The following is a 20,823-nucleotide window of genomic DNA, read 5'->3' as shown; positions in this document are numbered from 1 at the left end:
TGTTAAAAAAGGAGTTGAGTGCTACTTAAAGAATAGCACCGAATCTAAAATCGAAATAATAGTTTATTTGACTTCAACTTCAGCTCCAGCTTCAGTAAGCTTGGTTTTGATTGATTCTGCTTCCTCTTTTGATACACCTTCTTTAACGGGCTTAGGAGCACCATCTACCAAATCTTTCGCCTCTTTTAAGCCAAGACCTGTTAAGTCTTTAACAACTTTTACAACTGTTAATTTTTGACCACCTGCAGCTTTTAAAATTACATCAAAAGCTGTTTTTTCTTCAACAACCGGAGCCTGTGCCCCACCACCGCCAGCAGCCATTACAGGAGCTGCAGCTGCAGGCTCAATACCGTAATCTGATTTTAAAATCTGAGCTAATTCGCTAACCTCTTTTACTGTCAGGTTTACTAATTGTTCAGCAAATGTTTTTAAGTCCGCCATTTTAAATTTATTTATGGGATGAAAAATTGTTTACATGATACCGGAAAATCCTCCGGGAAGTTCCTGTTCAGCTGAGGGACGGAAGTAATCCCTTGCGACAGATATATTGATCAATTATTATTCCTTATTGCTTAATGTTTTCAGTATGCCGCTAAGATTGCTGCCACCACTTTGCAAAGCACTTATTATATTCTTTGCAGGAGATTGAAGCATGGCCAGTATCCCTCCGATCAGTTCATTTTTAGATTTAAGATTAAAAAGGTCATCAAGTGTGTTATCTCCAATAAAAATAGCAGAATCAATATATGCTGCCTTTAAAATGGGCTTCTGGTTCCCTTTTCTGAATTCTTTAATAACTTTTGCAGGTACATTTGCCGTATCACTAAACATTAATGAAGTTGGTCCATTCAACGAATTGAACAACTCTTCATATCCATTCCCAACTTGCTGAAGCGCTTTTTTGATCAGTGTATTTTTGGCGACGCGAAATTCTACCTTTTCGCGATAGCAAATGCGCCGCAGCCTGTTAATCTCCGCCACAGTCAGATTCGATGCATCGGCTATATAAAAATTAGTAGCCCTGGAAAATCTTTGCGTCAGTGCATCAATGGCTTCCTTTTTTCCTGCTTTTTCCATGAATTAGCTGATTAGCGGTTTGGTATCAATAGAAATTCCGGGACTCATTGTGCTTGCCATAGTAATACTCTTCAAGTAAATGCCCTTTGCTGAAGATGGTTTCATTTTGATTACTGTATGAATTAACTCATTGGCATTTTCCAGAATCTTTTCTTTTGGAAAAGAAACACGGCCTACAGAGGCATGAATAATTCCCTGTTTGTCAACCCGGAAAGCAATCTTTCCTCCTTTCACCTCCTTAACAGCGTCTGCCACATTATCTGTAACAGTACCCGACTTGGGATTTGGCATCAGATTACGCGGGCCTAAGATCTTTCCCAGCCTCGCAATCTTCGGCATTACGCTGGGAGTAGCGATAATGACATCTACTTCCGTCCAGCCCTTTTCAATTTTTTCAACGTATTCCTGTAAACCAAAATAATCGGCCCCGGATTCCCTTGCTTCAGCTTCCTTATCCGGGTTACATAACACAAGTACCCGTTTTGTTTTACCTGTGCCATGGGGCAGGTTTGCAACACCGCGAATTGCCTGATCAGCCTTTCTCGGATCTACACCAAGGCGAATGTGTAGGTCAATAGATGCATCAAATTTAGGTGTTGAAACTTCCTTGATCAGCGATGATGCATCCTGCAAGGTGTAGGCCATGCCAAATTTAACCTTCGTATTGGCCTGTTTGCGTTTCTTGGTTATATACACTAAAAATATTGGTATAATAAGTGAGGAGATGAAAAACGGAAGGCAAAATTAAGAGAACTATTTTAAATTACCAAGAAGAAAAAAATGTTTATCTCTCTTAGCAGTCACAATTGTTTGCCTATAGACTAAGCAATACCTCATTATAATCACGGCCTCTGCATTGCTACATCAAAAGTGTTGATATTTATGTGATATTTATATAAATTCTATATTTAATAAGATAAATAATCTTCGATAAGTTATTCTAACCAGTTTTTATGAAGACAATATTTTTTACAACTGGATTAGCTATGTTTTGGTTTTGCGGATTTACTCAGCAAACATTGCCGGTTGTTCCAAAAACAAATCCTCAGTTAGGTGATACCTATTTAGATTCTAAAGCAGACTATCCACAACCAATAAAAGCCCGCAAAGGCAATCCAAATATTTTAATAATAATGCTGGATGATGTTGGATTTGGTGCATCAAGTACATTTGGAGGCCCGGTAAACACCCCGACATGTGACTGGCTTGCAAGAAATGGATTACTCTACAATCAATTTCATACTACAGCTCTATGTTCACCATCCCGTGCTGCACTTTTAACCGGTCGCAACCATCATTCTGCAGGAACTGGTGTAATTACGGAATTTGGAACTGGATTCCCCGGCTATACGGGAATAATTCCAAAGGAAACAGCTCTTACAGCGGAAATACTGCGCGATAATGGTTATAGCACAGCAGCTTTTGGAAAATGGCATAACACCCCCGATAATGAAATAAGTGTCATTGGGCCTTTTGACCATTGGCCAACCTACATGGGTTTTGAATATTTTTATGGATTTCAAGGAGGAGAAACCAACCAATGGTTTCCTTCAATCTATGAGAACACAGTGCCCGTTATTACTTCCTCAAGTCCGGCACAGGCTTATAATTTTATGACGGATATGACCGATAAAGCGGTCAATTTTATGGAACAACAAAAGGCAGCTGCTCCGGATAAGCCGTTTTATTTATACTTCGCTCCAGGCGCCACTCATGCGCCTCACCAGCCATTACCGGAGTACCGTGATAAATATAAAGGCGAATTCAATATGGGCTGGGATAAATTAAGAGAGATCACATTTGAACATCAAAAGCAACTTCACATTATTCCTAACGATGCATTGCTTACTCCCCGGCCCATGGAAATTCCTTCCTGGGAGGAGCAATCCACGGAAGCGAAAAAACTTTATGAGAAATTTATGGAGAATTACGCCGGTTATCTGGAATATGCCGATGCTCCGACAGGACGCCTAATAGATGAGCTAAAAAAGCTAAATCAATTGAACAATACACTGGTTATCTATATCATGGGTGATAATGGTGCAAGCCTTGAAGGGAGTTTGTACGGTACATGTAATGAATTTAAAGGATTAAACGGTTATCCGGAAAACATTGAAAATAACTTAAAATGGTTAAATAAAATCGGTACACCTGAAACTGCACCAAACTATCCGGTAGCATGGGCATGGGCTATGAATACTCCCTTCCAATGGGGAAAACAGATCGCCTCACATCTCGGAGGTATTCGGAATGGCATGGTAATCTCATGGCCCAACCGTATAAAGGACACCGGTCAAATAAGATCTCAATTTCACCATTTGATCGATATTGCTCCTACAATATTGGATGCAACCCAGATACCTGCACCAACTGTAATAAATGGTGTTACACAAAAACCTATTGAAGGGGTCAGCATGCTGTATACTTTTGATAAGCCTGATGCTCCTTCAGAACATCACATTCAATATTTCGAGATGTTTATGTGCCGCGGTTTATATAAAGATGGCTGGTTCGCTTGTACCCGTCACAACCGCGTACCATGGATGCATAGTTCAAGCACTGCACAAAATTTTAACAAAGATGAATGGGAACTGTATAATTTAGATGAGGATTATTCACAAGCAATAACTCTTGCAGCGAAAGATTCAGTCAAGCTTAAAGAATTAAAGAATTTATTTTGGGAAGAAGCGCTAAAATACAATGTACTACCCCTTGATGATCGCACTGGGGAAAGAGGGAATACTACATTTCGCCCCAATCTTAATGCCGGTCGCAAAACATTTATATACTATAACACATCCACCAGGATTCCTGAAGGTATTGCAGCCAACATTAAGATGAAGTCATATGAAATAAGGGCAGATATAATCATCCCTCAAAAAGATGCAGAAGGCGTTATCATAACCCAGGGTGGTAATAGTGCTGGCTGGTCATTGATTGTAAAAAACGGCAAGGCAATTTTTATTTATAATTGGTTTGGTGAAAATGTATATATGATTGCGTCTTCCGGGAAACTTCCGACTGGCGATGTAACTATACGATTTCAATTCATATGGGATGGTGGTAAACCTGATGCCGGTGGAAGCGGAATACTGTATATTAATTCAAAGAAAGAGGCTGAGGGAAGAATTGAAAAAACAGTTTCAAGACGATTTAGCCTCGAAACCCTGGATGTAGGTATTGATTATGGAACCTCCGTTTGCAACGAAATATATAATGCACCATTTCCATATAATGGGACCATAAAAACAGTGACAATAGATTTAAAATAGCCTGATGAATTAGAATATGTTTTAATTATCTTAAACAGATGGTAAGAAATCTTTAAAAAAAAGATATAAAATTTCGATCAACTATTCTTATATTTCATCAGAAGAAAAAGATCCATTGGCGCTCTTAGCTAATTCTTCTTTCGGATTACGAACCATCGTTACAAATGAATTTAAAAGCAGTTTCAGCTCTTATCTTCTCATACTATTCAATTTGCTTTACTTGTTCAGGACAATCGCCGGATGTATTGGTTAATGGTGAAATCAGAGATGATGCAACCAATGAATTACTGCCAGGCGCTACTGTTTTAGCTAAAGATAACACTATGGGTACTATTACCGATAATAGAGGCCAGTTCCAGCTCATCCTGTCACCCATTAAAGATTCGCTTAATCTGTATATCAGCTATATAGGTTATGAATCATCAAAAGTAAAAATTGATTCCTTCACTACTTATCTTGAAATTAGACTTAAAAGCAATCAATTAATTGCAAATGAAGTAGTGGTAACAGCATCCCGGATTAATGAGCGGATTTTGGAATCCCCTGTTTCCATTCTAAAACTTGATCCCATTGCTATAAGATTAACGGCATCAGAAAATTTCTATACTGCCCTTTCAAATTATAAGGGTGTGGATATTCTTACCAATTCAATATTGTATAAAACAATAAATACGAGGGGATTTAACAATAGTGCAAATTTAAGAATGGTTCAATTGGTGGATGGAATCAATAATTCATTAATAGGATTAGGATGGCCTTTGGGTAATGTTCTTGGACCAACAGATTTAGATGTTGAAAGAGTCGAATTAATTCCCGGAGCGGCTTCGGCTCTCTATGGTGCAAATGCCTTTAATGGATTGATTTATATAAGTACTAAAGATCCGTTTTCATATCCAGGGCTTTCAGTTCAAATTAAAAATGGTATAAACCGCTTAGGAAACACTTCTACAAGCGCAGCATGGTATACAGATATGCAATTGCGATATGCCCAAGCCATTAACAAGCACCTTGGCTTTAAAGTAAATCTTGGATATATTAAAGGAAGTGATTGGGTAGTTACAGATTCTTCTGATCTGGACTATCATGTTTCACTGGCAAACCGGGGGGCAAATGACCCCGGCAGAGATGCAGTAAATATCTATGGAGATGAAGTAGTTGCTCCTCTTCCTCTCGCAGTGAATAGTGTGTATGTTTCCCGCACCGGTTATTATATTAAGGATTTAATGGATAATACTTCCTATTCATTTAAAGTAAATGGCTCGGTTAATTATAAACTTACGAATACGTTACAACTATCGGATGCCTTTAGCTTTGCTCAGGCTACAGTTAGGTTTAACAATCAATTTGATTTGAAAAATATAAAGTTGTATTCGAATAAGCTGGAGCTTTCCGGAGATAACTTTTTCGTTCGGGGATCTATAGCAGCTGATGATTTGGGAGATACCTACAACTCAAAATATTTAGCTTTAATAATTAATAACCGATGGAAGCAAAACAAATCTTGGTTTTCTGATTTTAGAAAAGCCTATTCAGGATTGATTGAAAATGTTGCCGAAAATGATTTTGAAGCAGCGCGTGATTATGCTGATATCGGCCGTTTAGTTCCTGGCACTTTAGCTTTTGACCACGTTAAGGATAGTTTAAAAGCTCTTCCTTTTGGAAAAGGATCAAAGGTGATTGATCATTCATCACGTTATTATTTTCAGGGCGAATACAATTTTAGTCAGCTGATAAAAAGTGTAAGTTTAATCGCAGGTGCAGACTATTCGATATCCAATCTTAAATCTGATTCAAGTATTTTTATTGATACCCCGGGGCATCCTATTTTCTTTAATCAATATGCCGTGTATGCACAGGCAACAAAAAAAATTTTCCGTGACCGGTTAAAGCTATTAGCGTCGCTTCGTCTTGATAAAATTGATATTTATAAAGGTGTATGGTCGCCCCGGCTTGCAGCCGTATTTCATCCCGATGATGAAAATTATATCCGTGCCTCGTTTCAAACTGGCTTTCGCTTGCCGGGTCCTCAGGATTTATACAATGACATTGATCTTGGTCCTCAGCACTTGTTAGGCGGATTACCAATGGTTGATGCACCTTACCAGGTTCACTATCATTCCTTCACCTATGAATCACAATCTCTTTTTTCTGATACCGTACGCAATTATTTGCTGAGAAATCCGGGCTTATTAGATTCTGCAATAAGTAAATACAAAGAGTTGCTCATGGCGGCGCCCTATGGCTATATTAAGCCGGAAAAAATTCAAACGTTCGAATTAGGTTATCAGCGTCTTTGGAACAATGGAAAATTATATACGGATATAGATTATTTCCATAACAAATATACCAATCTTATCAGCCAGGTGAAGCTTATTAAACCCGGGGTTGGCGGTCCTGAAAATGATTCAATAACCAGCGCTGCCTATGCGATCTATGCATCTAATTATGTAACCTATGTAATACCTGCAAATGCATTTAATATAGTAAATGTTGACGGAATAGAAGCCTCAGTTTCATATGCATTTCCTAAGGGGTTTCTTCTTTCTGGTAACTTAACCTTTATACGTTCTAACATTACACCGGAAAAGCTATTACCGGGTCTTCGCACCCCGCCCTTAAAGAGCAATGTTACTCTTAGTAAAACAAATGCTTTCAGGAATATTGGCTTTATGATCAATTGGAGGTGGACAGATGCCATTGCCCGCTGGGATAATCTTAATGATATTACCAATATCGATAATAGCCTGCCTGCTGTCAATATAATAGATGCTGAGGTCAGCTATCATTTTACCAAATTAAACACAACCTTAAAAATTGGTGCGTCTAATCTGTTTAACTACTACCATCAGGATTACCCAGGCGGATCATCCATTGGAGGAATCTATTATGTTTCATTTCTCTATGAAATTTTTAAGCTGAGACCTTAAAATCTTAAAATAGAACTGTATTAAAGAAATAAGACATCAAAGATTGTAACCCAGGAAAATGAAATTATGAAACATACCACAACTATTATATGTATGGATTAACAGAAATTATTTTCTGTATTCTAATCTCATTCCTATTTTCGTCCTCACCAATTTTGCACTATGATAAGGATACTTGCCAATGACGGCATGGAGCAATCTGCCCAGGAAATGCTTAAACAAGCCGGCTTCGAAGTAGTAACAGGCAAAATTTCACAGGAGGATTTAATCAACCATATTAATGAATTCGAAGTTCTTACAGTGCGCAGTGCCACAAAAGTCCGTAAACCGTTAATTGATGCCATTACCACAATAAGATTAATCATTCGCGGCGGAGTTGGACTCGATAACATTGATGTGGAATATGCACAGCAAAAAGGAATCACGGTAAAAAATACTCCCTTCTCCTCCACTCAATCTGTAGCAGAATTAGTATTTGCTCATTTAACAGGATTGGTTCGTTTTTTTCCTGAATCTAATCGTGAGATGCCTCAACGCGGAATTGAAAGATTTAAAGAATTGAAGGAAAAATTTTCCAAAGGCAGTGAATTGAAAGGAAAAACAATAGGCTTTATAGGCTTTGGAAATATCGGGCAGGCCACAGCAAAAATTGCTATTGGCTGCGGGATGAATGTGCTTGCATATGACCTCTATCCAAGAGATTGGAATCTTGAATTGAATCTGATGAACCAGACAAAAATTTCCTTTCCAATTTTTCCTTCAGGCAAAGAAGAATTGTTGCGAAATAGTGATATCATCTCTATTCACAGTGCCGGGTCAGCTGAGGTAATAACCAGCGAAGAAATCAATGTATTGAAAACAGGTGTTATCATTATAAACTGTGCCCGCGGTGGAGCTATTAAAGAGGAAGTATTGATTAATGCTCTGAATACAGGAAAGGTTTCCTATGCGGGCCTCGATGTTTTTGAGGAAGAGCCGACACATAATTCCGCGTTGCTTCAGCATCCGCGGGTATCTTTAACACCGCACATTGGCGCATCTACCAAAGAAGCACAGCAGCGTATCGGTAGAGATGTTGCAGATATCATTTTGAATTTCAAATTTTGAAATCCTTATTACGTGATTATTAAACCCTTTAAAGGCTTTCGCCCGCGTCCAGATCTTGCATTTAAAGTTGCCTTAAATCCAAATAACTTATTGAGTGAACCAGAGAGAAGGGAAGCAGCCAGGCAAAATAAGTATTCATTTGCACATGTAGTTAAACCAAGGATAGATTTTCCGGATGAGATACGTAAAACGGATCTGCAGCTCTTTGAACACGCACGTGACTACTTTGAAAAAATGCTCAGACAAGGAACCATTCTTCGTGATGAACAGCCTTGTTTTTACATCTATCGCATGTCTATGCAGAACCATTCGCAAACGGGTTTGATCTGTTGCCTCCACATTAAAAATTATTTAGATGGCAAGGTTAAAAAGCATGAAAATACGAGGGCGGAAAAAGAAAAGGAAAATGTACTTCACATCAGCAATACCAGGCTTAACAGCAACCCTGTTTTTCTGGCGTATAATCCTGTACCCGAAATTGATATATTGCTTCAATTCATTACCGAAAATGAATCTCCGGCTTATGATTTTTTCTCTGAGGCCGGTGTGCAGCAACAAGTTTGGATCGTAAAAGATGAGGTAACCCTCGAAAAATTAATTTCTCTTTTTGATAAAAAGGTTCTCTTCTCTTATATAGCTGATGGTCACCATCGGGCGGCGGCCGCTGCTATATATGCCAAACAGAGAGTTCAGGAATTAGGAGGCCAGTCAGATTTCCAGGATCATCAATATTTTCTTTCCTGTCTGTTTCCATCCAATCAGTTACGGATTTATGAATATAACCGATCAGTAAAAAGCCTGAATGGTTATTCCGAAAATGAATTTATGAGCAGGCTTTCAGAAAAGTTTTTCATAAAAGAAGCCAGCCGTTCCCCTTATCGCCCCACAAAGTCCCATAGATTTGGAATGTTCCTGGAAAGTAAATGGTTTAAGCTTAAAGCGAAAGAAGGAACCTATAAGAATGATGCTACAGGGGTGCTTGATGTTACCATTTTACAGGAAAATGTTCTGGAACCGATACTTGGTATTAAAGATCCGCGCATTGATAAGAGGGTAGACTTTATTCCTGGTATTACGGAATTAAAAGAGTTAGAAAAATTGGTGATTAAAGGTAAGGCAATGATTGCCTTTTCTCTTTATCCTGTTACAATGGATCAGCTATTTGCAATTTCCGACAAAGGTGAAGTGATGCCTCCTAAATCAACCTGGTTTGAACCGAAGCTTATGAGCGGATTGATTATTTTCAGAATGGAAGAACAAAAAAGGTTTAGCTGAATGGCGGCTGATGGAATTCAAATGAACGGAAGCGAAAATTCCGACACTACGCCACGCCCTGTTTGGTTGAGCCATCTTAACACAACATTCCACATTTAAAAATTACCAGCTGACTGCCCGCAATCGTTTTCAATTGGTTACCTCTGCCGCAATTTGACTCAAAAATTTTGTCTATAATATTTGTATTTAAAGTCGTTAGAAATAACGATCCAGGAATATGGCAGCAAATGCTATAAACAGCAGAAGAATAAAGACAATGTTAAAGATACGCTGAACTCTTATCTGCCGGTGTAATGATAGATGACCTGTAGCATTATTGATCATAATTTCCAATCTCTGGTAAGCTCCGCTACCGCGTACTATATAATCGTAAGCTCCGTATTTAACAATGTTTGCAGCCACATTCTCATGGTCGTCGTCCGACATAAAAATAATGGGCGTATGAGGCAATAGATCTTTAATGCGCTTCAATATTTCAATCCCGTTTAATTCCTCCTTTTCATTTTTTAAATGATAATCCAAAACTATTACATCAGGCTTACGATGTAATTCCACCAAAGCACTTTCTCCGGACCCAAAAGTAGCCACCTCTATTCCGGGATATTTCCGCTCTACAAAATTTTTTAATGAATGCATAGCAGCGCTATCATCATCAATTATAAAAAGAACCAAAGAATTGCCCGGCATTATTTCAACTTTAGGGTGACCAAACATAGCTAAATTAGCAAAGAATTTGGCTACTATTATGGAATTGTCAAAAGCTTTATTTTTGAAAAAAGTAACTTTTGCATTACCCGTATTTTATCATCTTCAAAAACTTACACGTTCAGGGAATGGCGCTTTATCCCTTTATTCTGTTAAGAGAAAAATCCTATATAGAGGATAAAGTACTGATAAATCATGAGCTCATCCATCACCGGCAGGAACTGGAACTTTTGATTATACCTTTTTACATTTTATATCTCTCCCACTACCTCATCAACCGGGTTAAGTATAAAACTCATCACCAGGCTTATTTAAACATTATTTTTGAGCGTGAGGCATATGCAAATGCATCGGATTTAAATTACCTGAAAAAGAGAAGAACATTTTCTTTTCTAAAGTATGCAGGATTTATAAATTAAGCCTAACCACATTTATGAGTTTTTGTATTATATAATATTAATAATGAGCCTGCAATATCAATAGGTTATTTCGTTACCCAATTGAAGATTTGATTTGCTACGTTGAAAAGAATTTTTCATAAAATGTTTCTTTGTTTTTTGTTAGTTGCTCCTTTCAGCAAAATCGTGAATGCTCAAAACAAGGAAGTGTTCATTACCGGTAAAGTAACTGATGCTGAAACAAATAAGCCGGTATTCAGAATGCAGATTTTTAATTTAAGAACTGGCAGAACATTGTTAAGCGATACTGCTGGTCTTTTTGCCTTTCATGCATTTAAAAATGACTCCATCTATTTTTCAGCATATGGCTATAGTATTCGCATGGTCAGTTTCAGAGATTCTGCATTGCATGAAACATACCGGCTTCGCTTACGCTTAAAAAAGATAGAATATCAATTGCCAAATACTGTTATCACGCCAAAAAGGGACTTTGAGACTGTACAGCATGAAGCACAGAAGTTAGGTTACAATAAAAACGATTACATGTTAAATGGCATTGAAGCTCTTCAAAGCCCGGTTACCGCATTGTGGCAACAATTCAGCCGAATGGAGAAAGATAAACGAGAGTATGCCCAGATTATGGATATATACAGAAAGAATCAATTGCTTAAAGAAATTCTTCATGAATATATAGATCAGGGAATTGTATCTATCGCCTACAGTGAAATTGATTTGTTCGTTGACTATTGCAATGTCCCTGAACCAATGCTGCAGAATGCAACGCAGTATGATATTGTAATGTTTATGAAAACTCAGCTACCCTCATTCAGAATTTGGTTAACTAATCAGCAGCATAAATAATTGGTTATATTCTTAAACCAACCAAGTGATGATATCCAGCATTTTTCTCACTTTTGAAATTTAATATTGCAACCTTACTTTACGCGTCCATAATTTTTCGATATGAGATTTGCCACTAAAGCTCTCCATGCAGGCATAGAACCTGATCCATCTACAGGAGCAATTATGACCCCTATTTTTCAAACATCCACCTATGTGCAGGAAGCTCCGGGTAAACATAAAGGGTATGAATATGGGCGCACTCAGAATCCTACCAGGGATGTACTTCAAAACAATTTAGCAGCACTGGAAAATGCAAAATATGGACTTTGTTTCAGCAGCGGACTTGCCGCCACAGATGCAGTAATTAAACTACTTAACCCTGGTGATGAGGTAATTTCCACTGATGATTTGTACGGTGGGACGTATCGCATTTTCACAAAGGTTTTTGAAAGATATGGCATCCGATTTCACTTTATTGACATGCGAAATACCAGTGAAATTGAAAAGTACATTACAAAAAAGACGAAGATGATTTGGATTGAAACGCCTACCAATCCAATGATGAACATTATTGATATTTCCGCAGCTTCAGCACTTGCAAAACAGCACCATATTTTGGTTTGTGTGGATAATACATTTGCATCACCCTATATACAAACTCCGCTTGATTTAGGTGCTGAAATAGTACTGCACTCGGCAACTAAGTATTTAGGAGGCCACAGCGATTCTGTAATGGGGATAATCGCTACCGGTAGTGCTGAATTAAATGAGCAATTGAAATTCTTACAAAATGCATGTGGTGCAGTACCTGGCCCACAGGATTGCTTTCTTGTGATTCGGGGTATAAAAACCCTGCACCTCCGAATGCAGCGTCACTGCGAAAATGCGTCGGCTGTCACTACGTTTTTACAAAATAATAGCAAGGTGGATAAATTATATTATCCGGGTCTTCCAAATCACCCTAACTATGAAATTGCAAAAAAGCAGATGCGTGGTTTCGGCGGTATGATCTCTTTTACCCTGAAAGGTGACAGAATGGAAGATGCAATGAACGTGCTTGGCGGAACTAAACTTTTTTCACTCGCAGAATCATTGGGTGGAGTGGAATCTCTGATCGGACATCCTGCCTCTATGACTCATGCTTCCATTCCAAAAGAGCTCCGCGAGAAACGTGGGTTAATGGATTCTTTAATTAGGCTTAGTGTTGGAGTGGAAGATGTAAACGATTTAATTGAGGACCTGGACCAGGCAATTGGCTGATTGAAATTCTCATTTTGCATCTCAATAAATACTGCGATTCCTGATATTATTTCCTCACAGCTTTCATCATACATTCATACAGCCCGTCTGCAGTTTGCTGCCAGGTAAATTTTTGGCTTTGCACCTTTCCTTTTTCAACCAATTCTTTTCTTAGAAATTCATCTGTATAAAGCATTTCCATTTTTAAGGCTATATCATCAATAGAATGTGGATCTGCAAACAGCGCTGCATTTCCTGCAACTTCCGGCATAGAGGAGACATTTGATGTGATGACCGGCACATTACAATTCATGGCTTCAATGATGGGAATTCCAAATCCTTCAAACAAAGAAATATATATTAATCCCATTGATGCGGCCATTAATCTTGAAAGATCACTGCGGGTCAGGTGACCTGGAAAGATCACATCATCGCTAAATTGCATCTGTGAGTGAACGGCAGATGCTTCGTGGTAGTTCCAGTTTCTTCCTGCAATTACCAGTTTAATATCACTCCTGATTTTTTTCTTAAACATATCGAAGGCAAGAAAAAGCTTTATCAGGTTTTTCCGGGGCTGAATAGCTCCGGCATATATAAAATAGCTTCTGCCTCTGGTAAACTGATCTCTGACCACTTGTTGCTCAGGTATTGTTAAGGGTTTAAACATTTCATTGGAGCCATTGTAAACCACATCAATCTTTTCGGGAGAAACATGGTAACGGAAACAAATATCATCTTTTGAAAAACGGGATACTGTGGCAATACGGGCTGCTTTTTGTGCATATTTAGGTGTATAATGCCGGTAAAATTTAGTAGCCAGGCTATCAATGTGGTCATTAAAATGTTCAAATGCAATATCGTGCATTACTATTACCTGCCTGCAATTTGTGCGTAATGAAAGATAACCATCAGTGGAAAGAAACAGGTCCGGAATAATCCTTTTTAATGCACGGGGAACCGCAACTTCAAACCACCAATACCACAGCAACGGGTGGCGGGCGGGCGGAGATAAAATCTGAGGATGAATATTCGAAGAAAAAATAAATTCGTTGGAAAATTTCCGGTCGAAAAAAAAATAAAATTCATGCTCCGGGTGTTGTTGGGTGATTCGTTTCAGGGTTTCATAAGTAAACCAGCCAATTCCTTCCAGATGTTCAGTGATTAAAAATCGTGTATTGACCGCAATCTTCACTTGTGCAATATATAACTTCAGAAAGAACTTCCTGAGCTGCTTCTATAACCTTTGGATATAAAGGCGATTTGATATTGCGGGATCTTTTAACAGGAATTACCTTTACCAGCCAACTCAGCGGATGCAAAGATTATTCTTTAGAAACCTTGCCTTTATTATTTCACTCAATGTATTAATAAAACCACTTTGGATACTGGGTATTGATCGCACGGTGCAAAATGTGGTAGGCCCTCAGGACTATGGTGCATATTTCGTATTATTTAACCTTTCTCTCTTAACTCAAATACTTCTTGACATTGGAATCAGCAATTATAACAACCGTTTTATTGCCCAGCAAGAAAACCAGCTTAACACTTATATATCCAACATTTTCAGTATAAAAGTAATTTTGGCTGTAGTATATCTTGTTATTAGTCTGACTATAGGGTGGGCTCTGAACTTTACGGGTTATCGGTTAATGCTCCTTTTATCAATTTGCTTTAACCAGCTGCTTGCTTCATTTATAGTATACGTAAGATCGAATATTTCTGCATTACATCACTTCAAAACAGACAGTATTCTTTCCATCCTGGATAAAGCCATTATGATTATTATCTGTGGAGGCCTGCTATGGATCCCGGTTTACCGGGTACATTTTAAAATTGAATGGTTCGTCTACGCACAAACGATTAGTTATTTAATATCCTTACTTACGTCTGTATTGATTTTACTTCGGTTTGCAGGAAAAATAAATTTTACATTTTCATTCACATTCACATTAAGGCTCTTAAGGAATACATTTCCCTTTGCATTACTTATAATGCTTATGGCAATCTATTCGAGGATTGATGGTGTAATGATTGAAAAGCTTTCGCCAGGAAATAGCATAAAAGAAGCCGGAATTTATGCTTCTGCATTCCGCTTGCTGGATGTCCTAAATCAATTTGGATACCTTTTCGCCGTTTTGCTTCTGCCCATTTTTTCGAGAATGATCATTAAAAGTCAACATGTAGAAGAATTGGTGAAAACCAGTTTCACAGTTATTTTTATTACTTCAGTAATTACTGCATGCACTTTCAGTACCTTTTCCAGGGAAATCATGAACAGCTTGTACCACGAAGGTTCGGTATACTCGGCAAAGATCTTAAGTATATTAATATTTAGCTTTATCGGAACGTGTTCCGTATTTATTTTCGGTACACTATTAACTGCGAACGGAAATATTAAAGAACTGATCTTAATTTCTCTTTTTGGTGTAATCGTTAATTATACACTTAACCAGATACTGATCCGAAAATATCAGGCATTAGGTGCTGCTGAAGCTTCAGCCATTAGCAACCTTTTGATAGCCTTTTTTAACCTGCTGCTTTCCGTAATTATTTTTAAATGGAAACCTAATTACTTTTTGATTGCCCGGTTAAGTGCGTTTGCAGTAACCACTTTTTTTATTTTTCAGTTATCCTTTTTTCAATCTGTAAATTGGCTTGTCCACGCTTTAATTGCCGTAATGGTTTCTACTATAATTGCCTTTTTATTGCAATTGGTTAGTATCAAAAAAATGCTTCAGCTTTTCCCTGGTAACATAACTTAAGCCTGCCCCGGCTGTGTGATATAATTTTTTACCTTTGCCAAAATTTTTTATAAGCTGTTATATGGATAGTTCCTTTAATCTGATTGCATTTCTGAGAATTGTGTGGAGATGGAGAAAACCTATTTTAATTATATGCGGCGTTGCAATTTTAGCAACCACGATCATCTCTGATCCTCATATTATGAAGCCATATTATGAATCAGATTCTGTTTTTTATCCCCTTAATCCGAACCTTACCAGCAGTTCAGCCTTATTTGAATTAGGGGAACAATCTTATTTCGGAGGAAGCAATGATGTTGACCGTATCTTATCTATTGCGAACTCTGAACCGTTGAAATTATACCTCATACATAAGTTTAAGCTTTTTCAGCACTACGATATAGATTCGAGTAAAGAAAATTACCCTGTTTATACAGTCATGCGTGAACTAGAAGATAATATGACTGTTGAAAAAAATGAAAAAGGCGCTGTTGTGGTCACCGTTATAGATCATGGTAAAAAAGTAGCAGCAGACATGGCTAATGAGATCGTAGATCAGATTGATATCGCAAATAAAAAATTATTAAATGAGAACAAGACCAAAATTCTGACCATCTATGCCGGCAAGCTAAAGGATAAAGAGGCAGAAGTAAAAAATATGACTGATACAATTTTTTACCTGAAGCACCGATTTAATTTATACGGAGGCATTGATCAGCTGGACAGATTGATAAAAACATCCGAAGGTACCCGAGGTTCCGATATGGATGCCGCATCTGAGCAGGTTAAAGTGCTTGAAGAAAAAAAGAAAGGATCTATCAGGGAGCTGAACAATACTCAATCAATGTATGAGCAATATAAATCTACTATAAACGATGCGGTTCCTACACTTTATATTCTTGAAAAAGCAATTCCTGCTGAGCGAAAATCAAAACCTATCCGTTGGTTAATTGTTCTTGGCAGTGCCCTGATTAGCTTTGTACTTGGAACTTTAGCTGTGATATTAATTGAGCGCTATAAATATATAAAAGCTGCCTTTGCAGATGTATCCAAAGCTTCTTGATCGGTTTTGGCTGAATACTTTTTACGGATTCGGCATTTTGTTGCTGGCTACAATTCTATTAAGTATTTACTCAGAGAACTATTATCTGTTATTAATTCCCTGCGCTTTCTTATTTTTTTTCCTTAGCATACATGATTCAAAAACTATTTATTTTATTTTAATAGCAATGCTTCCTCTTTCTATCGAGGTTGCACTTCCAAACGGCTTTGCTACCGATTTCCCAACAGAACCGTTGATAGTGGGACTTATGTTCCTTTTTATCGGCTATGTGCTGGCGAAACCTGCCCTGCTTGATAAGGAATTCTTTAAGAGCCCTGTTTTATTTATGCTTCTTATTTACTATGTATGGAATTTAATTGCAACGGTATACTCCTCCGACGTATTTATATCTGTAAAATGGTTGCTTGCTAAAACCTGGTATATAGTCACCTTTGTTTTCATTACAGGGTTACTGGTAAAAAACCTTACGCAGTTCAAAAAAATGTTCTGGTGTTTTTTTCTTCCACTGCTATTTACCGTTTTATACACGCTGATTCGCCATGCCCGTTACGCTTTTTCCTTTGAAACAGTAAACGGTCAAATGTTTCCCTTTTTTAGAAATCATGTAAACTATGCATGCATGGTGGCAGAGGTAGTTCCATTTGTCGTATTGGCTATAAGTTGGTATCCTAAAGGTTCTTTTAAAAAACGATTTCTTAATTATTCGTTTGTATTAATACTGCTTGGTGTATATTTTGCTTACACGCGATCCGCCTGGCTTGCACTTATTACTGCCCTTATCATGTTCTTTGTTATTCGCGCAAAATGGACGAAGGTTGCAGTTATTTCAGCATTCTCTCTAAGCATTGCATTTTTTGTATATATGGCAGTGCAGAACCATTATTTAAACTATGCACCCAATTATGAAACTACTGTTTATCACAATGCTCTCGGTGAACATCTGGAATCAACTTTTGAGGGTCAGGATGTCTCGAGCGCTGAAAGGTTATACAGGTGGATTGCGGGGATTAAAATGTGGGTTGATAAACCTTGGACGGGTTTTGGTCCCGGCAACTTTGATACCTACTACAAAAGTTATACTGTTAATAGCTTTTCAACATATGTAAGCGCCAACCCGGAGCGTTCTTCCATACATAATTATTTCCTCTTGATTTTAGCGGAACAGGGTATTATCGGACTACTTCTATTTATGGCACTTACGTTCTTTATATTTTTGAAAGGCCAGCAAATCTATAATGAGACTTTTTCAAAAGAAGAAAAGCGTTATGTAATGGCCGTCCTGCTTTCTCTCTCAATTATTTATGTAAATACCTTCCTAAGCGATCTTATTGAAACTGATAAAATAGGCAGCTTTTATTTTATAAATATTGCTTTACTCATAAACCAGGACATCCGCAATAAAAAATTGCTGTCCAGGCAATCTCTTATATCATAGATTATGCAGGAATCAACCTAAAATATCTTGCAGGTTAGCATACTTACGTCATCGTTAGCAAACTCGCTGCCATTGAATCGCTGAATATACGTCATCAGTTTTTTATTTAGGCTACGGGCATCCAGCATGTGATAATGCTTAATGAATTCCGTGAGATGATGAATTTCAAGTGGCTTTCCCTTTTTGTTTTCTATATCCGACAATCCATCTGTATAGCAGAACGTGACAAATGGTGAGGGTAAATGAATTGTACGAACATTTACATATGGAAGCTTTTCAAACATCCCTAAAATAGTGCAACCCTCCTCTAGGTATTGTATTTCCTGACCATGATACAGTATTGCAGGATTATGACCGGCATTTACATATTGAAGCTCGCGGGTTACAAAGTTGAACTTCGCGAGAAAAAAAGTAATATACTTTTCTCCTTTTGTGATATTATTTACGTGAGTATTTAAATTCTCAACCAGAGCGACTAAGGAAGTATACTGATCTGCATAAGAACGTAGCCGGGCCTGAAAGTTTGCCATCAGCAAGGCGGCGGCTACCCCCTTTCCGGAAATATCACCTATGCAAAACATGCATTCATCCTCATTAAGAGAAAGATAGTCGTAGTAATCACCCCCTACTTCGTGATGTGGACTATAGACCCCTGACATCTGAATCCGGTGGTTATCAGGAAGATTATCCGGAATGAGCATTGTCTGCAGTTCGCCTGCCTGAATTAGTTCTGATCGCAAAGCCTGCTGATTTCTTTGCTCCCGACAAAGACGCTTGTTTTCAAGAGCCATAGCAACAATACTACTAAGCACTTGAATAAAATTTAATTTACTGTGTTCATCCATTTCACCCCGCGGCATTATATCACCAAGGAAAGTATAGAGCAATGGTTTATCCTTATGGTAAACCGGAAATATAAAGTCAAAATATCTGGAAAAAAAGTGATTTTGAATGCGACCAATTTGCCTGAACTCGGGTTCGAATCTATTGTCCAAATCCTCATATTCCTCTTGTGCTAATCCAAAATAATGTCTACATTCCCAATTGCCTTCTTCTTCCAGAAAAATGGCTAAGCGATTTATTCCTAGTTGCTTTATCAGTATGGATATGAACATCTTAAGAATTCCTTCCGAAGATAAATTGTTGTTAACAGCCTGCGTAAGTTGCAGCAGGGCCTGCAGCTCACTGCCTATGCTATAGAAGCTCGGTTCTAACTGTAAAGTACCGTTATCAGGGTCGACAAAAATAGTTTTCATTAAGGGAAGAAATAAGCCTCATTTATACTGGTCTAATACCTAGGCTAAACTCTGTTAAGCAAAATGAAAGCCAAGAGTCGGAATGTATCCACAACTATAAATAGGCACATTTTGCTGAATTATAACATAAAACCTTGCATGTTTAATCAATATCTTACTAAAAAATGACAGGATGAAATAATTTTTAGGTTTTATTCTAAAGTAGACAGCAATAAAATTTAATTGGTTGAAAGATCCTTTGTTACAAGTGGGTAAAATCTACCTCACTCATGGTGCATAAAAATACATTGCAATTAGATTTTTCTTCCTTTCCAAACAGGTCGGATTATATTTCCAAGTAACCCAGTAACAGTTATATAAGCTAAGTGAAATAATTCTGAAATTAAAAATACCGAAAGCAGCTTTTTACGATTAAAGAAAGTACATGCCGAATACAGCAAAACAAAATCTAAGACCAACTTTATGGATGCCTGAACGATGAATAACGGTAAAACTGCCGAATTGAAGAATGAATAAAAGAAATTGATAAAAAATGCAACATTAAAAAGATAGATCAAAAATAAATTAAGCTTGATTTTCCAATCAGAATAATTTCCTGATTTTGATGCCCACCTCAGGCGCTGAGAAAAGAAATCCTTCAAGAAGTGCTGCGGGTAGGTTAATACTACTGAACTTCTGTTTTTTATATAGGATATTTCACCCGGCCATTGCTTCCATATTTTATGCATAAGCAGCAAATCATCACCTGAAGCAATATTTTCATTACCAGTGTAACCTTCTACTTTTTTAAAAGCCTCTTTTTCATAGAGTAAATTTGCGCCATTACAAAGAGTGGGGAAATTAAAATTCAGGCTTCCGGCAGCAATTGCCGCCATACCCAAATAATCCAAAGCCTGAAATTCTTCAAATATATTCTCTCCGTTCACAAATAATACAGGTCCAATAATCATTTTACACCTTTTCTTTTCATAATATTTTACCAATGTAGCCAGCCACTCTTTGCCCATTCTGCAATCAGCATCAGTAGTAACTATCAGGTCTCCGCTTGATTCCTGAATTGCTGTTTCAATTGCTTTTTTCTTATAACTCCGCTTTTCATATTTTTCTGACAAAAAATCCTTTAGATAGAGGAGCCTGATGTTTGGTAAATTAAATGATTCAACCACGGTGCAGGTTGCGTCTTCAGAAAAATCGTCTACAACAATTATTTCATATAATTCGGGCGCATAAGTTTGATGAACTATATCATCTAAGCAATCTCGAATACACCTTTCCTCGTTTCTGGCAGCAATTATTACTGAAACCCTGGAGGTTCCATTTTCTTTATATGGTACAAATTCCGGAGTGTTCTTCCAGCCCTTTATGTAAAGCAGCATGTAAAAAACATAGGCAAAAGAAAGAACACCTACTACAATAACATACCAGTACATTACAGTTTATTTCGTATCAGCTGGTATAATTCTTAGTAATTCAGATAATCTTGTT

At 37.7% G+C, this 20,823-nt stretch carries 17 protein-coding genes; 10 read left to right on the top strand and 7 right to left on the bottom strand.

Annotation, left to right across the window (positions count from 1 at the left end):
- Positions 1 to 63: 63 nt before the first annotated feature.
- From rplL to H0W62_06455, 3 genes are all read right to left on the bottom strand, one after another.
- On the bottom strand, positions 64 to 441 hold the full coding sequence (rplL, locus tag H0W62_06465) for a 50S ribosomal protein L7/L12 (protein MBA3648181.1): 378 nt from the start codon (positions 439 to 441) through the stop codon (positions 64 to 66).
- A 117-nt stretch (positions 442 to 558) separates the two neighbouring features.
- A complete protein-coding gene (locus H0W62_06460; protein ID MBA3648180.1) occupies positions 559 to 1,077 on the bottom strand; it encodes a 50S ribosomal protein L10 in 519 nt (172 codons plus the stop codon).
- A gap of 3 nt (positions 1,078 to 1,080) precedes the next feature.
- Positions 1,081 to 1,773: a 50S ribosomal protein L1 gene (locus H0W62_06455; protein MBA3648179.1), complete on the bottom strand. Its 693-nt coding sequence runs from the start codon at positions 1,771 to 1,773 to the stop codon at positions 1,081 to 1,083.
- A 257-nt stretch (positions 1,774 to 2,030) separates the two neighbouring features.
- On the opposite strand from H0W62_06455, the gene H0W62_06450 reads away from it, so the two are divergent.
- The 4 genes from H0W62_06450 to H0W62_06435 all read left to right on the top strand — a co-directional run bounded on the left by H0W62_06450 (position 2,031) and on the right by H0W62_06435 (position 9,658).
- Entirely contained in the window at positions 2,031 to 4,349 is a 2,319-nt protein-coding gene (locus H0W62_06450; protein MBA3648178.1) for an arylsulfatase, read from the top strand.
- A 164-nt stretch (positions 4,350 to 4,513) separates the two neighbouring features.
- Positions 4,514 to 7,276, top strand: coding sequence for a TonB-dependent receptor (locus H0W62_06445; protein MBA3648177.1), 2,763 nt, complete (start codon positions 4,514 to 4,516; stop codon positions 7,274 to 7,276).
- A 162-nt stretch (positions 7,277 to 7,438) separates the two neighbouring features.
- Complete coding sequence (locus tag H0W62_06440; protein ID MBA3648176.1) at positions 7,439 to 8,383, top strand: D-2-hydroxyacid dehydrogenase; 945 nt, start codon at positions 7,439 to 7,441, stop codon at positions 8,381 to 8,383.
- Between the two features lie 12 nt (positions 8,384 to 8,395).
- The gene (locus H0W62_06435; GenBank protein MBA3648175.1) at positions 8,396 to 9,658 is read left to right on the top strand and encodes a DUF1015 domain-containing protein; all 1,263 of its coding nucleotides are present in this window, start codon (positions 8,396 to 8,398) and stop codon (positions 9,656 to 9,658) included.
- 195 nt (positions 9,659 to 9,853) lie between these two features.
- On the opposite strand, the gene H0W62_06430 is transcribed toward H0W62_06435, so the two are convergent.
- Positions 9,854 to 10,345, bottom strand: a complete 492-nt coding sequence (locus H0W62_06430) for a response regulator (protein ID MBA3648174.1) — start codon at positions 10,343 to 10,345, stop codon at positions 9,854 to 9,856.
- Positions 10,346 to 10,491: 146 nt separating this feature from the next.
- Between H0W62_06430 and H0W62_06425 the strand changes: the two genes are divergently transcribed.
- The 3 genes from H0W62_06425 (at position 10,492) to H0W62_06415 (ending at position 12,864) form a co-directional block, all read left to right on the top strand.
- Entirely contained in the window at positions 10,492 to 10,782 is a 291-nt protein-coding gene (locus tag H0W62_06425; protein ID MBA3648173.1) for a hypothetical protein, read from the top strand.
- Between the two features lie 165 nt (positions 10,783 to 10,947).
- Positions 10,948 to 11,622, top strand: coding sequence for a hypothetical protein (locus H0W62_06420; GenBank protein MBA3648172.1), 675 nt, complete (start codon positions 10,948 to 10,950; stop codon positions 11,620 to 11,622).
- Between the two features lie 102 nt (positions 11,623 to 11,724).
- Positions 11,725 to 12,864: a cystathionine gamma-synthase gene (locus tag H0W62_06415; GenBank protein MBA3648171.1), complete on the top strand. Its 1,140-nt coding sequence runs from the start codon at positions 11,725 to 11,727 to the stop codon at positions 12,862 to 12,864.
- A gap of 46 nt (positions 12,865 to 12,910) precedes the next feature.
- On the opposite strand, the gene H0W62_06410 is transcribed toward H0W62_06415, so the two are convergent.
- Positions 12,911 to 14,035, bottom strand: a complete 1,125-nt coding sequence (locus H0W62_06410; GenBank protein ID MBA3648170.1) for a glycosyltransferase family 4 protein — start codon at positions 14,033 to 14,035, stop codon at positions 12,911 to 12,913.
- Positions 14,036 to 14,156: 121 nt separating this feature from the next.
- On the opposite strand from H0W62_06410, the gene H0W62_06405 reads away from it, so the two are divergent.
- The 3 genes from H0W62_06405 to H0W62_06395 are packed head-to-tail and all read left to right on the top strand — an operon-like array spanning position 14,157 to position 18,082.
- On the top strand, positions 14,157 to 15,605 hold the full coding sequence (locus tag H0W62_06405; protein MBA3648169.1) for an oligosaccharide flippase family protein: 1,449 nt from the start codon (positions 14,157 to 14,159) through the stop codon (positions 15,603 to 15,605).
- A 34-nt stretch (positions 15,606 to 15,639) separates the two neighbouring features.
- Positions 15,640 to 16,647, top strand: coding sequence for a hypothetical protein (locus tag H0W62_06400; protein ID MBA3648168.1), 1,008 nt, complete (start codon positions 15,640 to 15,642; stop codon positions 16,645 to 16,647).
- Positions 16,628 to 18,082 carry an O-antigen ligase family protein gene (locus tag H0W62_06395; GenBank protein ID MBA3648167.1) on the top strand — a complete coding sequence of 485 codons (1,455 nt, stop codon included), beginning with the start codon at positions 16,628 to 16,630 and terminating at the stop codon, positions 18,080 to 18,082. Before H0W62_06400 ends, H0W62_06395 begins: the two co-directional genes overlap by 20 nt.
- 17 nt (positions 18,083 to 18,099) lie before the next feature.
- On the opposite strand, the gene H0W62_06390 is transcribed toward H0W62_06395, so the two are convergent.
- Both H0W62_06390 and H0W62_06385 read right to left on the bottom strand, forming a co-directional pair.
- Positions 18,100 to 19,338: a serine/threonine-protein phosphatase gene (locus H0W62_06390; protein MBA3648166.1), complete on the bottom strand. Its 1,239-nt coding sequence runs from the start codon at positions 19,336 to 19,338 to the stop codon at positions 18,100 to 18,102.
- A 293-nt stretch (positions 19,339 to 19,631) separates the two neighbouring features.
- Entirely contained in the window at positions 19,632 to 20,768 is a 1,137-nt protein-coding gene (locus H0W62_06385; GenBank protein ID MBA3648165.1) for a glycosyltransferase, read from the bottom strand.
- Positions 20,769 to 20,823 lie beyond the last annotated feature (55 nt).

This window comes from Chitinophagales bacterium (genome assembly GCA_013816805.1).
Lineage (GTDB): Bacteria > Bacteroidota > Bacteroidia > Chitinophagales > UBA10324 > MGR-bin340.
Note: the sequence above shows the minus strand (reverse complement) of the source record. Positions and strands in the feature narration are given on the sequence as shown.

Coding starts and splice junctions, on each gene's coding strand:
- rplL (MBA3648181.1), bottom strand. CDS start 441: ATGGCGGACTTAAAAACATTTGCTGAACAATTAGTAAACCTGACAGTA.
- H0W62_06460 (MBA3648180.1), bottom strand. CDS start 1,077: ATGGAAAAAGCAGGAAAAAAGGAAGCCATTGATGCACTGACGCAAAGA.
- H0W62_06450 (MBA3648178.1), top strand. CDS start 2,031: ATGAAGACAATATTTTTTACAACTGGATTAGCTATGTTTTGGTTTTGC.
- H0W62_06445 (MBA3648177.1), top strand. CDS start 4,514: ATGAATTTAAAAGCAGTTTCAGCTCTTATCTTCTCATACTATTCAATT.
- H0W62_06440 (MBA3648176.1), top strand. CDS start 7,439: ATGATAAGGATACTTGCCAATGACGGCATGGAGCAATCTGCCCAGGAA.
- H0W62_06430 (MBA3648174.1), bottom strand. CDS start 10,345: ATGCCGGGCAATTCTTTGGTTCTTTTTATAATTGATGATGATAGCGCT.
- H0W62_06425 (MBA3648173.1), top strand. CDS start 10,492: ATGGCGCTTTATCCCTTTATTCTGTTAAGAGAAAAATCCTATATAGAG.
- H0W62_06415 (MBA3648171.1), top strand. CDS start 11,725: ATGAGATTTGCCACTAAAGCTCTCCATGCAGGCATAGAACCTGATCCA.
- H0W62_06405 (MBA3648169.1), top strand. CDS start 14,157: ATGCAAAGATTATTCTTTAGAAACCTTGCCTTTATTATTTCACTCAAT.
- H0W62_06395 (MBA3648167.1), top strand. CDS start 16,628: ATGTATCCAAAGCTTCTTGATCGGTTTTGGCTGAATACTTTTTACGGA.
- H0W62_06390 (MBA3648166.1), bottom strand. CDS start 19,338: ATGAAAACTATTTTTGTCGACCCTGATAACGGTACTTTACAGTTAGAA.
- H0W62_06385 (MBA3648165.1), bottom strand. CDS start 20,768: ATGTACTGGTATGTTATTGTAGTAGGTGTTCTTTCTTTTGCCTATGTT.